Genomic DNA, 13689 nt, shown 5'->3' on the forward strand with positions numbered 1-13689 from the left:
ACTTATTGACCTAGCTTCAGGCGAGCGGTCTCGCCACTGGTGAACGGGGCGATATCCACCGCCTGACCGTTGTAAGAAATTTGTGCGCCACGGGCATAACCCAGACGTACGGCAAAAGGTGGCTTGCCGCTGACATCAACCGCTTCACCCTTGCGCTTGAGGGCGCTGAGCAGAATCTTGCCGTTGCCATCGATAACCTGGGCCCAGCAATCGGCGCTGAACTGGATCTGCACCTGGGCCGAACCTGCAGCTGGGGTTGCCGGGGCCACTGCCGCCGGGCTCAAGGCGTTGGCAGGCGCGGCTGCCGGAGCAGGCGCCTGAACCACTGGAGCGGTAACGGCCGGTGCCGTAGCCGGCGCCGCGCGTGCCGGAGTCACTGGCGCAACAGGCGGCGTAACAGGCGTTGCAGCCGGAGCCGTCGCAACAGGCGCTGCCGGACTGGCAGGCGCTTCACCCGCTGCCTGGCTCTCCGGCTGCCCGGCGTTGACCACCGCTTCGCTCTGACCTTCGGCGACGGCCTGGTCTTCCGGCTCGTCGATTGGATGGATCTGAGTGGTGCCATCGGCACCCTCGACCTCGACATGCTCGGGACTCAAGGAGATCGGCTCCTTGCCGCGCAAGGAGGACTGATCCTGCCACCAGATGAAACCGCCACCCACCACAGCCACCAACAGCAGCAAGCTGACGATGCGCAGGATGGTGTGGGAAACCCGTACCGGCTCTTCGATACGACCCAGGGCGTGAACGCTGCTGCCTTGGGAGTCGGTACCGGTGTACTGATCGAATTCCTGTACCAGGATGGCCTGGTCCATGCCCAGCAGTTTGGCGTAGGCGCGGATATAGCCGCGGGCAAAGGTGTGCCCCGGCAGCTTGTCGAACGCGCCGGCTTCCAGATTGCTCAGGGAGCTCACGGTGAGGTTGAGCTTGTGGGCCACTTCAGCCAGCGACCAACCATTGCTTTCGCGGGCCTGACGCAGGGTCTCACCGGGGTTTACGCGAGTCACTGCTTGAACTTCGGGATGCGCCGCTTTCATCATTGCTCCGACAGGTATTGCTGATATTCCGGCGTACCGGGATAAAGTCGTTTTAGTTGCAGACCGTAACTGGCGGCCTTGTCGCGATCTTCGAACACCGTTGCCAGCCGAACGCCGAGCAATAGACTACGTGCATTTTGCTCTTCGAGCAGGCTAAAACGATCGTAATAGTCACGCGCGGGCACATAATGCCTGTCTTCGTAAGACAACTCAGCCATTTCCAGCAATGCGCGGGGCTGTTGGTGATTCAAGCGCAGGGCTTTTTCCAGTTGCAGTTGGGCCAGCTCACGCTGGCCCAGCTTGGAAGCGGTCATACCGAGGTTTTCGAACACCCGGGAACGCTCGGGGTACAGAGTATCAGCAGCGGCCTGCTCGAAGCGCTGATAAGCCTCTTTGTAACGTTTTTCTTCGAACAGGAAGCTGCCGTAGTTGTTGAGGATACGCGCACTGTCCGGACGGGCTGCGAGGGCTTGGCGAAAGTGCTCATCGGCAAGCACAGGTTCCATCTCGGCCTGGAACACCAGCGCCAGGGCGGCATTGGCGTCAGCATCGGCAGGCGCCAGCTCCAGGGCCTTTTTCAACGGCACCTTGGCCCTTTCGCTCATCCCCTGCTGCAGATACCCCAGGCCCAACTGTACGTAGGCCTCACGTGCCTCATCGCGGCCCTTGCTGGTGTTCATCGGATTGGAATCACCCGACAGAACACAGCCAGCACAGAGGCTGGCAACAAGCAGGAGCAGCGCGAAGCGCAGGGTCATGGAGATCCTCTCTCAGGTACGGGTCGCGGCGCTTTGCGGCATATCGGCGTCGGCGCTCAGCTCACGCACGGCGATATAACGTTCGCTACGACGGGTGCGGTCCAGCACCTGCCCGACCAACTGACCGCAGGCGGCATCGATGTCTTCACCGCGAGTCGTACGCACGGTGACATTGAAGCCGGCATGATGCAGTTGATCCTGGAAGCGACGAATGGCGTTGTTGCTCGGACGCTCGTACCCGGAATGCGGGAACGGGTTGAACGGGATCAGGTTGATCTTGCAAGGAATGTCCTTGAGCAACTCGATCATTTCAACCGCGTGTTCCAGCTTGTCGTTGACGTCCTTGAGCAGGGTGTACTCGATGGTCAGCACACGCTTCTCGCCCAGGGAGGACATGTAGCGCTGGCAGGACTCGAGGAGCATCTTCAGCGGGTACTTCTTGTTGATCGGCACCAGCTGGTTGCGCAGCGCATCGTTGGGTGCGTGCAGGGACAACGCCAGGGACACGTCGATGTGCTTGGCCAGCTCATCGATCATCGGCACCACGCCGGAGGTGGACAGGGTCACACGACGCTTGGAAATGCCGTAGCCCAGGTCGTCCATCATCAGGTGCATCGCAGCGATGACGTTGTCGAAGTTCAGCAGCGGCTCACCCATGCCCATCATCACCACGTTGGTGATGGCACGGTCGACGGTCGCCGGGACGCTGCCAAAGGATTTGTTGGCAATCCACACCTGGCCGATAACTTCGGCGGCGGTGAGGTTGCTATTGAAGCCTTGCTTGCCGGTGGAGCAGAAACTGCAATCCAGGGCACAGCCTGCCTGGGACGAAACGCACAGAGTGCCGCGTTTGCCCTGGGGAATGTAAACGGTCTCGACGCAGCTGCCGGACGCCACGCGCACCACCCATTTGCGGGTGCCGTCGCTGGAGATGTCCTCGCTGACCACTTCCGGACCGCGAATCTCGGCAACGGCCTTGAGCTTCTCGCGCAAGGCCTTGCCGACATTCGTCATGGCGTCGAAATCATCGACGCCAAAGTGGTGAATCCATTTCATTACCTGACCGGCACGGAAACGCTTCTCCCCGATTGAGTCGAAGAATTTCTCCATTTCCGGTTGAGTCAACCCCAACAGGTTAGTTTTGCCGATCGATGTAGTCATGGTCTCACCCCTCACTCGCCAGCCTTACTCAGCGAGCGGTTACTTCAGTAGCTGCGAAGAAGTAAGCGATTTCGCGAGCAGCGGCAGCTTCGGAGTCCGAACCGTGAACGGCGTTGGCGTCGATGGACTCGGCGAAGTCAGCACGGATGGTGCCGGCAGCAGCTTCTTTAGGGTTGGTAGCGCCCATCAGCTCACGGTTGCGAGCGATGGCGTTTTCGCCTTCCAGAACCTGAACAACAACCGGACCGGAAGTCATGAAGGCAACCAGTTCGCCGAAGAAGCCACGCTCGCTGTGCTCAGCGTAGAAGCCTTCAGCTTCAGCCTTGGACAGTTGCTTCATTTTCGAAGCTACAACGCGCAGGCCGGCTTCTTCAAAACGGGAAACGATCTTGCCGATAACGTTTTTTGCAACAGCGTCAGGCTTGATGATGGAGAAAGTACGTTGAACAGCCATGGTGTAACTCCAGAAACGGTGATTAAAGCGAAAAATTAAACCCGCGAATTATACGCGGGTTTATAGGGATTGCCTAACTGCGTAGCCCGCGGATTCAGTCCGCTTCGTCGATCCAGGCGGCCTGAATTGCTTCAAGAACCTTCTCGCCTCCGCGAGCCGGATCGTCGCTGAACTCTGGCAGTGCCAGAACCCATTGGTGCAAGTCGACAAAGTTCACATAACGCGGGTCCACATCCGGCTTGGAATCAGCCAGCTGGATCGCGATTTCCAGTACATCAACCCACTTCAGACTCATGACGACTCCTTGAATCAGTGCGGCGCTTCGGCGGCATGGTTGAGTGAGTACTTGGGAATTTCAACGGTCAGGTCTTCATCACCAACGATGGCCTGGCACGACAGGCGCGACTGTGCTTCCAGGCCCCAGGCCTTGTCCAGCAAGTCTTCTTCCAGCTCGTCGGCTTCGTTCAGCGAGTCAAACCCTTCACGAATGATGCAATGGCAGGTAGTGCAGGCGCAGACGCCGCCGCAGGCGCTCTCGATCTCGATGTGGTGGTCGTGGGCCACGTCGAGCACCGAAACACCGGGCTCGACCTCGACAACCAGACCGTCCGGGCAGAACACGGCGTGTGGCAGAAAAATGATCTGCGGCATCAGTTATTCCTCGATTTCATTCAGGTTGCGCCCCGCCAACGCGGCTTTCACCGTCGAATCCAGGCGGCGGGCAGCAAAGGCATCGGTCACTTGCGACAGACGCTTGGTCTGCTGCTCGATGGCGTAACCATCGGTGCCACGCATCAATTCACTCAGTTCCTGCATCTGCAGTTCGATGACCATGCGCTCTTCAGCGTCCAGCAGACGATCACCGTCGGCGTCCAGGGCGCCCTGCACGGCCTCGATCAGGCGCAGGGCATCAACCTGCTGCTCACGCAGCACGCGGGCCACCTTGTCGTCGCCGGCGTACTGGAAGGAGTCCTTGAGCATCTTGGCGATTTCGCCGTCGGTCAGGCCGTAGGACGGCTTGACCTGAATGCTGGCTTCAACACCCGACCCCAGCTCTCGGGCAGAGACACTGAGCAGGCCATCGGCGTCGACCTGGAAGGTCACGCGAATCTTCGCCGCCCCGGCCACCATCGGTGGGATGCCGCGCAGTTCGAAGCGCGCCAGGGAACGGCAGTCGCTGATCAGCTCGCGCTCACCCTGCAGCACATGAATCATCATGGCCGTCTGGCCATCCTTGTAAGTGGTGAAGTCCTGGGCACGGGCAACCGGGATGGTGGTGTTGCGCGGAATCACCTTCTCCATCAGCCCGCCCATGGTTTCCAGCCCCAAAGACAGCGGAATCACGTCCAGCAGCAGCAATTCGCCGCCTTCACGCTTGTTGCCGGCCAGGGTATCGGCCTGGATCGCGGCACCAATGGCCACCACTTGATCCGGATCGATCTCGGTCAACGGCTGGCGACCGAACATTTCAGCCACCGCCTCACGCACACGCGGCACGCGGGTCGAACCGCCCACCATGACCACCGCCTGCACTTCATCCAATTCGACATTGGAATCGCGTACAGCACGACGACAGGCCTTGAGGCTGCGGGCAACCATCGGCTCGATCAGCGCATCGAAGGCTTCGCGAGTCAGGGTGGCACGCCAATCGCCATACACCACCTCCACGGACGCGGCGCCGGTCAAGGCTTCCTTGGCCGCACAGGCGGCTTGCAACAGACTGCGCTGGGTACCCGGGTCGAGGTCGGCGGACAGGCCCGCGCCCTCGATGATCCAGCCGGCAATGGCGTGATCGAAGTCGTCGCCGCCCAGGGCAGTATCGCCACCGGTAGCCAGGACTTCGAAGACACCGCCAGTCAGGCGCAGAATGGAAATATCGAAGGTGCCGCCACCCAAGTCATAGATCGCAACCACGCCTTCGGCGTGCTGATCCAGACCATAAGCCACAGCTGCCGCAGTAGGTTCGTTGAGCAGGCGCAGCACATTCAGGCCAGCCAGCTTGGCCGCATCCTTGGTGGCTTGACGCTGGGCGTCATCGAAATAGGCCGGAACGGTAATCACCGCCCCCACCAACTCGCCACCCAGGGCCGCCTCAGCACGCTGACGCAAGACCTTGAGCACTTCAGCCGAAACTTCCACCGGGCTTTTCGGCCCCTGGATGGTCTCGATGAACGGCATGTGCGACTCACCATCAACGAAGCGATAAGGCAGTTGCTCACCCAATTGCTTGACGTCGGACAGACCGCGCCCCATCAGGCGCTTGACCGAGAGCACGGTGTTCAGGGGGTCGGAGGGCGCAGCCAGGCGGGCGGACTCGCCCACTTCAACGCGGTCGGCGTGATAACGCACGGCCGACGGCAGAATCACCTGGCCCTGCGCGTCGGCCAGAGGCTCGGAAAGACCACTGCGCAAGGCAGCGACCAGCGAATTGGTAGTGCCCAAGTCGATCCCCACAGCCAGACGACGCTGGTGCGGTTGAGGACTTTGGCCGGGTTCGGCGATCTGCAGTAGGGCCATGCTTATCTGGACTTATCTGTATATCAGGCGTGCGACCGGAGCGGCACTGGGTTAATCGTCGAGGCGCTCTTCTAACTGGCGCACTTCGTAGGTGAGCTTGTCGAGGAACTGCATGCGCCGCATCAGGCGTTCGGCCTGCTCGCGTTGCGCTGCATCATCCCAACAGGCTGCGAAGCTTTCGTTCAGTTCATCCTGCGCAGTCTTGAGTCGACGCTTGAATGCCGCCACTCCAGCCAGGTCGGCGCTGTCCTGCAAGTCTTCGAGCTCTTCGCGCCACTGCATCTGCTGCAGAAGAAACTCCGGATCATGCACCGTGACCTCCAGCGGCAACTCACCACCATTCAAGGCCAGGAGATAACGGGCGCGCTTGGGCGGACTCTTGAGGGTCTGGTAAGCCTCGTTGAGGCTTGCCGACTGCTCCAGGGCCAGGCGCTGCTCGCGCTCGGAAGCATCGGCAAAACGGTCTGGATGAACCCCACGCGCCAACTCACGGTAGCGCGCGGCCAACTGCTCGAGATCCAGGCGGAAACTCGGTTGCAGCTCAAATAAAGCGAAATGACAAGGAGTACCCACAAGAAGCCTCAGATGTTGAAGCTTTCGCCGCAGCCACATTCACCGCGCACGTTGGGGTTGTTGAACTTGAAGCCTTCGTTCAACCCTTCCTTGACGAAATCAAGCTCGGTGCCGTCCAGATAGGTCAGGCTTTTCGGGTCGATAATCACTTTCTCGCCGTGACTTTCGAACACCTGATCGTCCTCGCCGATCTCGTCGACGAACTCCAGCACATAGGCAAGGCCGGAACAGCCTGTGGTGCGAACACCCAGACGAATCCCATCACCCTTGCCGCGCCCATTGAGGGAGCGTCGCACGTGTTGAGCAGCCGCTTCTGTCATGCTGATAGCCATCGTGACTCCTTACTTGTCGCCAAATCTGTGAAAGCCGATCGATCAGATCAGGCCTTTCTTCTGCTTGTAGTCGCGAACGGCGGCCTTGATGGCGTCTTCGGCGAGAACCGAGCAGTGGATCTTCACTGGAGGCAGGGCCAGCTCTTCAGCCAGCTGGGTGTTCTTGATGGTTTCGGCCTCATCCAGCGTCTTGCCCTTCATCCACTCAGTGGCCAGGGAGCTGGAAGCAATGGCGGAACCGCAGCCATAAGTCTTGAACTTGGCGTCTTCGATGATGCCCTGCTCATTGACCTTGATCTGCAGGCGCATCACGTCGCCGCAGGCAGGAGCGCCGACCATGCCGGTGCCGACATCCGGATCTTCCGCATTCATCTTGCCGACGTTGCGCGGGTTCTCGTAGTGGTCGATGACCTTTTCGCTGTAAGCCATGATTCTTAATCCTCACTCATCAGAGAGTCGCTCTTGGGTTCTGCAAATCGCCGTTATCGGTACGCTCTACAGAACCCTGTGCGGCGACTTATATTCAGTGCGCCGCCCACTCGATCTTCGAGATATCGACGCCATCTTTGTACATGTCCCACAGCGGCGACAGAGCGCGCAGCTTGGTGACGGCTTCGCAGACTTTCTGCGCCGCGTAATCGATTTCTTCTTCGGTGGTGAAGCGGCCGAAGGTGAAGCGGATCGAGCTGTGAGCCAACTCGTCGTTGCGGCCCAGGGCACGCAGCACGTAGGAAGGTTCAAGCGAAGCCGAAGTACAGGCCGAACCGGAAGACACTGCCAGGTCCTTGAGGGCCATGATCAGCGACTCGCCTTCAACGTAGTTGAAGCTCAGGTTCAGGTTGTGCGGTACACGAGCAGTCATGCTGCCGTTGATGTACAGCTCTTCCAGGTGTTCAACCTGCTTGTAGAAGCGATCGCTCAGTGCCTTGATGCGAGCATTTTCGGCGACCATGTCTTCCTTGGCGACGCGGAAGGCTTCGCCCATGCCGACGATCTGGTGAGTGGCCAGGGTACCGGAACGCATGCCGCGCTCGTGACCGCCGCCGTGCATGGTGGCTTCCAGGCGCACACGAGGCTTGCGGCTGACGTACAGCGCGCCAATGCCTTTAGGGCCGTAGGTCTTGTGGGCAGAGAAGGACATCAAGTCGACTTTCAGGGCCTGCAGGTCGATTTCGACCTTGCCGGTGGACTGAGCGCCGTCGACGTGGAACAGAATGCCTTTGGAGCGGGTCAACTCGCCGATGGCGGCGATGTCGTTGACGGTGCCGATTTCATTGTTCACGTGCATGATCGAAACCAGAATGGTGTCGTCACGTAGGGCCGCCTCAACCATGGCAGGAGTGATCAAGCCATCTTCGCCCGGCTCGATGTAGGTCACTTCGAAGCCTTCGCGCTCGAGTTGGCGCATGGTGTCCAGGACAGCCTTGTGCTCGATTTTCGAGGTGATCAGGTGCTTGCCCTTGGTGTGATAGAAATGCGCGACACCCTTGATTGCCAGGTTGTCGGACTCGGTAGCACCGGAAGTCCAGACGATTTCACGCGGGTCGGCGTTAACCAGGTCGGCCACTTGGCGACGGGCATTCTCCACCGACTCTTCGGCCTTCCAGCCAAACACGTGAGAGCGGGACGCCGGGTTACCGAAGTTTCCGTCGACCAGCAGGCATTCACTCATTTTTTGCGCAACACGCGGATCGACCGGCGTGGTCGCTGAGTAATCAAGGTAAATCGGCAATTTCATGGACTCTCTCCTAAATCAGGCTGGCTGGCGTGCCGCTAGCTCTTTGGCTGTCATTCGACGGCGGACGCTTCAATCTTGTCCAGGCGCGGCGCCTTGCCATTACAGCGGCGCTGGTCCTGACGCTGGGCTACTTCTTGTACCTCACGGCGAGTAACAAGATCAGCCAAGCTGATACCGCTCAGAAATTCGTGAATCTGCAGGCTCAAATCGCACCACAGGTGATGGGTCAGGCAGGTGTCGCCGGCATGGCAGTCACCCAGCCCCTGGCATTTGGTTGCATCGACCGATTCGTTCACCGCATCGATCACCTGAGCCACCTGGATCCCCTGCATGTCACGGGACAGCTGGTAGCCGCCACCAGGACCCCGGACGCTGGACACCAGATTACTGCGGCGCAGTTTGGCGAAAAGCTGTTCGAGGTAGGACAGGGAGATGCCTTGGCGCTCAGAGATATCGGCCAGGGAGACCGGGCCATGTTGCGCGTGCAACGCCAGATCAAGCATGGCGGTCACGGCGTATCGGCCTTTAGTAGTCAGTCGCATGGACAAGTACCACGGAGTTTCGGAATGGAGGCGAGTATGCAATACCCGAGTAATCGAGTCAACTATAAGACCAACTACTTTAGTCGGGTTTACCCGCAAAAGAGCGCGCGAATCATAGCAAAGTCTGCGACGTAATGGCACAGCAGGATGGCAGTAACTGACCCACGGGGCGTTTACCGGCCATCGCGACCATTTCGCCAGCGAGCCAGCCCCTGCAAGGAGCCGGCTTGCAGGACTTCAGCCGACCTGGCTGCCGTCCTTGCCCTTGACTTCAGCGAAGTCCTCTTCACGCAATTGGGGCAGATCCTTGGCGCAGTAGTCACTGCCCAGATCCTTCAGCGCGCCGCACATATCCTCCAGGCGACCATCAACTGCCTGCAAGTGATCCAGCAACTGCCCAATCGCCCGAGCCACCGGATCCGGCATGTCCTCGCCGACTCCGTAGGCATCGAAACCGAGCTTTTCCGCCATGGCCTTGCGCTTGGCTGCCTGCTCGTCGCTGGACTTCATGATGATCCGCCCAGGAATGCCCACCACCGTCGCTCCGGCCGGCACCGCCTTGGTCACCACCGCATTGGAACCGACCTTAGCCCCCGCTCCCACAGTGAAGGGCCCCAGCACCTTGGCACCCGCCCCCACCACCACACCGTCTTCCAGGGTCGGATGGCGCTTACCCTTGTTCCAGCTGGTGCCACCCAGGGTCACCCCCTGATAGAGGGTCACGTCATCGCCGATCTCGGCGGTTTCGCCAATGACAATGCCCATGCCATGGTCGATAAAGAAGCGACGGCCGACTTTGGCTCCCGGATGAATTTCGATCCCGGTCAACCAACGACCGAAGTTCGACACCAGCCGGGCCAGCCATTTCCAGCCCATGCCCCACAAGGCACCGGACAAACGATGAATCCAGATCGCGTGCATGCCCGGGTAGCAGGTCAACACCTCGAAGGCATTGCGCGCCGCCGGGTCACGATGGAATACGCTTTGGATATCTTCACGCAGACGCTCGAACATCACTGATCCTTCCGCTTCTGTAGCTCTCCACGGGCCGCTTTCTGGGTTTCCGTGAGAATGCCACGCAATATATTCATTTCCGCCCGGCTGACCGAGCTGCGACCGTATAACCGACGCAGGCGCGCCATCAAGTGCCGCGGCTTTTCCGGATCGAGGAAGTCGATGGCCACCAGCGTCTGCTGCAGATGCTCATAGAACCGCTCCAACTCATCCATGGTCGCCAGTTCTTCACTGCGCGGCGAAGCCACTTCATCCTTCTCTACCTTGGTTGGCCGGCCTTGGGCCGCCAGCCAGGACATGCGCACTTCATAAGTCAGCACCTGCACCGCCGTAGCCAGGTTCAGCGAGCTGAACTCCGGATCCGACGGGATATGCACGTGGAAATGACATCGCTGCAGCTCATCATTGGTCAGGCCGGAATCTTCACGACCGAACACCAGGGCGATCTGCGCACCCTGCCCGGCTTCCTCTACCACCTTGAGGCCGGACTCACGCGGATCAAGCAAAGGCCAAGGAATGCGCCGGTCGCGAGCACTGGTGCCAAACACCAGCGTGCAACCCGCCAATGCATCCTCAAGGGTGGCGACCACCTGGGCATTGGCCAGGATATCGGTGGCGCCGGAAGCCCGCGCATCCGCCTCGTGGGACGGAAATACCCGAGGCTCCACCAGCACCAGCCGCGACAAGCCCATGTTCTTCATGGCACGCGCAGCCCCGCCGATATTGCCCGGATGACTGGTATTGACCAGGACGACACGAATGTTCTGCAGCAAGGGATGCGCTCTCGGACACGGTAAGGGGGAGCAAATCTTACAGAACAGGCAAGACTCCCGCCTCAAAAATAACCACCCGAAAGATTCCGACATTCTATAAAGGCGCCCAGCAAGCGACACAAACACTCGCCACCGGAGAACGCCACACAGCGGATCAATGCAATCAAAAGCGAACACCGACCTTCATCTGCAAAAGTTTTCTGCTAGAATGCTCGGCTTTCTTTAACAACCTTAGGTGACCTATCCATGCAGCCAATGCTGAATATCGCGCTGCGCGCCGCCCGCAGCGCCAGTGAATTGATTTTCCGCTCCATCGAGCGCCTGGATACCATCAAGGTCGACGAAAAAGACGCCAAAGACTACGTATCCGAAGTTGATCGCGCTGCCGAGCAGAAGATCATCGACGCGCTGCGCAAGGCCTACCCGACCCACGCCATCCTCGGCGAAGAAACCGGCCTGCACGCCGGCAGCGGCGAAGGCGAAGACTACCTGTGGATCATCGACCCACTGGACGGCACCACCAACTTCCTGCGCGGCATCCCGCACTTTGCCGTGAGCATCGCCTGCAAATACCGTGGTCGCCTGGAACACGCTGTGGTCCTGGACCCGGTTCGTCAGGAAGAATTCACCGCCAGCCGTGGCCGTGGCGCCCAACTGAACGGTCGCCGTTTGCGCGTCAGCGGCCGCACCAGCCTCGACGGCGCCCTGCTGGGCACCGGCTTCCCCTTCCGTGACGACCAGATGGACAACCTGGACAACTACCTGGGCATGTTCCGCGCCCTGGTAGGCCAGACCGCCGGCATCCGTCGCGCCGGCGCTGCAAGCCTGGACCTGGCCTACGTGGCTGCCGGTCGTTTCGACGCCTTCTGGGAATCGGGTCTGTCCGAATGGGACATGGCAGCAGGCGCCCTGCTGATCCAAGAAGCCGGCGGCCTGGTGAGCGACTTCACCGGCGGTCACGACTTCCTGGAAAAAGGCCACGTGGTGGCTGGCAACACCAAATGCTTCAAAGCGGTCCTGACCGCCATCCAGCCGCACCTGCCGGCTTCGCTGAAGCGCTAAACGCCAGCGACAAAAAAGCACCCCGAGGGGTGCTTTTTTTATGTCCGCAAAACCCGACCTGTAGGAGCCGGCTTGCCGGCGAAGGCGATCTCAAAGCCCATTCGCCGGTAAGCCAACCCCAACAAGCGAGGGTTATTGGCCAGGTTGATTCTGGTTCTGACCCAGAATCAGGCGACCCTCTTTATCCACCGGAATCTGATTGCCGGGATCACGATCCATGCGCACCTGGCCTTGCTTGCCGCCCAGGTCGTACTTCACGTCATAACCCACGACCTTCTCACTGATGTCATTGACCGTGTTACAGCGAGTCTGGGTGGTGGTGTAGGTGTCACGCTCCTGCATGCCTTCCTGCACCTTGTTGCCGGCATAGCCACCGCCAACGGCACCCGCCACGGTGGCGATCTTCTTGCCATTACCACCACCAATCATGCTACCCAGCAGACCACCGCCCACCGCACCCGCCACGGTACCCAGGATCTGATGCTCATCCTTGACCGGGCGCTGGCGAGTCACGGCGACGTCCTTGCAGACTTCACGAGGGGTCTTGATCTGTTGTTTGACCGGCTGTACGGCCAGCACTTGCGCATACTCAGGGCCGCTTTTAACCAGGCTGTAGGTGGCAACAGCACCCCCGGCGGTGACACCGACAGCACCCAATACCGCACCAACCAGCAACGACTTGTTCACGTGAACCTCCTGACCATACAAACGGGACTTAGCCCGCGCTTCTCCCAGCGTTGGAGCAATAAAAAAGGCGCGAGTTCAACACTCGCGCCTTTTTAACTGACAGCCGGAAAAGGGCTAGATCCTCACGGACGGTCGTCCACTTCCTTCTCGGTATTAGCCGGAGGAATCAGATCCTCGCTGTTCAGGTTCAGCCAGATCAACACCACGTTGGCGATATAGATCGACGAGTAGGTACCCGCCAACACACCGACAAACAGAGCGATGGAGAAGCCCCACAGGTTGTCGCCGCCGAAGAACAACAGAGCCACGATCGCCAGCAAGGTGGAGATCGAGGTGGCCATGGTGCGCAGCAGGGTCTGGGTGGTCGAGATGTTGATGTTCTCGATCAGACTGGCCTTGCGCAACACACGGAAGTTCTCACGCACCCGGTCGAATACCACGATGGTGTCGTTGAGGGAGTAACCAATGATCGCCAGCACTGCCGCCAGCACCGTCAGGTCGAAGGTGATCTGGAAGAACGAGAGGATACCCACCGTCACGATCACGTCGTGGATCAGCGAAACGATGGCGCCCACCGCGAACTTCCACTGAAAGCGGAAGGCCAGGTAGATCAGGATGCCACCCAGGGCCATGAGCATGCCGAGACCGCCCTGGTCCCGCAGCTCTTCACCCACTTGCGGGCCGACGAACTCGACGCGCTTGACCTGCGCCGGGTTGTCACCGCCAACCTTCTGCAGCGCTTCGGCCACCTGATGACCCAGTTGCGGGTCCTCACCCGGCATCCGCACCAGCAGGTCGGTGGTAGCACCGAAGCTCTGCACGATAGCCTCGTGATAACCGGCATCGTTCAGCTGCGAACGCACCTTCATCACGTCCGCCGGACGCTCGTAGGTCAGCTCGATGAGCGTACCGCCGGTGAAGTCCAGACCGTAGTTCAAGCCTTTGTGGAACCAGCTGAACAACGCCAGGATGGTGAGCAGCACGGTGACGCCGAACGCAACGTTGCGCACGCCCATGAAGTTAATAGTACGTAACATGGCAGCC

Annotated in this window: 17 protein-coding genes; 1 reads left to right on the forward strand and 16 read right to left on the reverse strand. The window is 59.9% G+C overall.

The genetic code is table 11. The features are described from left to right. Positions 1–2: 2 nt before the first annotated feature. The 14 genes from P7C00_RS25960 to trmJ all read right to left on the reverse strand — a co-directional run bounded on the left by P7C00_RS25960 (position 3) and on the right by trmJ (position 10896). Positions 3–1034, reverse strand: a complete 1032-nt coding sequence (locus P7C00_RS25960) for a helix-turn-helix domain-containing protein (RefSeq protein ID WP_404937590.1) — start codon at positions 1032–1034, stop codon at positions 3–5. Continuing rightward, a complete protein-coding gene (gene pilW / locus P7C00_RS25965) occupies positions 1034–1792 on the reverse strand; it encodes a type IV pilus biogenesis/stability protein PilW (protein ID WP_404937591.1) in 759 nt (252 codons plus the stop codon). The genes P7C00_RS25960 and pilW overlap by 1 nt, the downstream gene beginning before the upstream one ends. Before the next feature lie 12 nt (positions 1793–1804). After that, positions 1805–2953 carry a 23S rRNA (adenine(2503)-C(2))-methyltransferase RlmN gene (rlmN, locus tag P7C00_RS25970; protein ID WP_102860398.1) on the reverse strand — a complete coding sequence of 383 codons (1149 nt, stop codon included), beginning with the start codon at positions 2951–2953 and terminating at the stop codon, positions 1805–1807. A gap of 28 nt (positions 2954–2981) precedes the next feature. Further along, entirely contained in the window at positions 2982–3407 is a 426-nt protein-coding gene (gene ndk, locus P7C00_RS25975) for a nucleoside-diphosphate kinase (protein ID WP_025129556.1), read from the reverse strand. A gap of 94 nt (positions 3408–3501) precedes the next feature. Further along, positions 3502–3702 carry a Fe-S cluster assembly protein IscX gene (gene iscX / locus P7C00_RS25980; protein WP_102860397.1) on the reverse strand — a complete coding sequence of 67 codons (201 nt, stop codon included), beginning with the start codon at positions 3700–3702 and terminating at the stop codon, positions 3502–3504. Positions 3703–3716: 14 nt separating this feature from the next. After that, on the reverse strand, positions 3717–4058 hold the full coding sequence (gene fdx / locus P7C00_RS25985; RefSeq protein ID WP_346633956.1) for an ISC system 2Fe-2S type ferredoxin: 342 nt from the start codon (positions 4056–4058) through the stop codon (positions 3717–3719). 3 nt (positions 4059–4061) lie between these two features. After that, positions 4062–5924 (reverse strand): Fe-S protein assembly chaperone HscA, encoded by a 1863-nt coding sequence (hscA, locus tag P7C00_RS25990; protein ID WP_404937592.1) that lies wholly within the window; start codon positions 5922–5924, stop codon positions 4062–4064. Between the two features lie 51 nt (positions 5925–5975). Next, a complete protein-coding gene (gene hscB / locus P7C00_RS25995) occupies positions 5976–6497 on the reverse strand; it encodes a co-chaperone HscB (RefSeq protein ID WP_011063215.1) in 522 nt (173 codons plus the stop codon). An 8-nt stretch (positions 6498–6505) separates the two neighbouring features. Beyond that, positions 6506–6829 carry an iron-sulfur cluster assembly protein IscA gene (gene iscA / locus P7C00_RS26000; protein ID WP_007929524.1) on the reverse strand — a complete coding sequence of 108 codons (324 nt, stop codon included), beginning with the start codon at positions 6827–6829 and terminating at the stop codon, positions 6506–6508. A gap of 42 nt (positions 6830–6871) precedes the next feature. Further along, the gene (gene iscU / locus P7C00_RS26005) at positions 6872–7258 is read right to left on the reverse strand and encodes a Fe-S cluster assembly scaffold IscU (protein WP_007929523.1); all 387 of its coding nucleotides are present in this window, start codon (positions 7256–7258) and stop codon (positions 6872–6874) included. Positions 7259–7352: 94 nt separating this feature from the next. Then, positions 7353–8567 carry an IscS subfamily cysteine desulfurase gene (locus P7C00_RS26010; RefSeq protein WP_025129551.1) on the reverse strand — a complete coding sequence of 405 codons (1215 nt, stop codon included), beginning with the start codon at positions 8565–8567 and terminating at the stop codon, positions 7353–7355. Between the two features lie 50 nt (positions 8568–8617). Further along, positions 8618–9109, reverse strand: a complete 492-nt coding sequence (iscR, locus tag P7C00_RS26015) for a Fe-S cluster assembly transcriptional regulator IscR (protein ID WP_011063217.1) — start codon at positions 9107–9109, stop codon at positions 8618–8620. Between the two features lie 237 nt (positions 9110–9346). Further along, complete coding sequence (gene cysE, locus P7C00_RS26020) at positions 9347–10123, reverse strand: serine O-acetyltransferase (protein ID WP_404937593.1); 777 nt, start codon at positions 10121–10123, stop codon at positions 9347–9349. Beyond that, positions 10123–10896, reverse strand: a complete 774-nt coding sequence (gene trmJ, locus P7C00_RS26025; RefSeq protein WP_123724706.1) for a tRNA (cytosine(32)/uridine(32)-2'-O)-methyltransferase TrmJ — start codon at positions 10894–10896, stop codon at positions 10123–10125. The genes cysE and trmJ overlap by 1 nt, the downstream gene beginning before the upstream one ends. 246 nt (positions 10897–11142) lie before the next feature. Here trmJ and suhB point away from each other — a divergent pair, with 246 nt between their 5' ends. After that, complete coding sequence (gene suhB / locus P7C00_RS26030; protein WP_011063220.1) at positions 11143–11958, forward strand: inositol-phosphate phosphatase; 816 nt, start codon at positions 11143–11145, stop codon at positions 11956–11958. Positions 11959–12090: 132 nt separating this feature from the next. Here the strand turns inward: suhB and P7C00_RS26035 are convergent, their stop codons facing one another. Both P7C00_RS26035 and secF read right to left on the reverse strand, forming a co-directional pair. Beyond that, positions 12091–12645: a glycine zipper 2TM domain-containing protein gene (locus P7C00_RS26035; RefSeq protein WP_102880808.1), complete on the reverse strand. Its 555-nt coding sequence runs from the start codon at positions 12643–12645 to the stop codon at positions 12091–12093. Positions 12646–12767: 122 nt separating this feature from the next. After that, positions 12768–13682, reverse strand: coding sequence for a protein translocase subunit SecF (secF, locus tag P7C00_RS26040; RefSeq protein WP_011063222.1), 915 nt, complete (start codon positions 13680–13682; stop codon positions 12768–12770). Between the last annotated feature and the right edge of the window lie 7 nt (positions 13683–13689).

This window comes from Pseudomonas sp. JDS08PS003 (assembly GCF_045013505.1).
GTDB lineage: Bacteria > Pseudomonadota > Gammaproteobacteria > Pseudomonadales > Pseudomonadaceae > Aquipseudomonas > Aquipseudomonas protegens_B.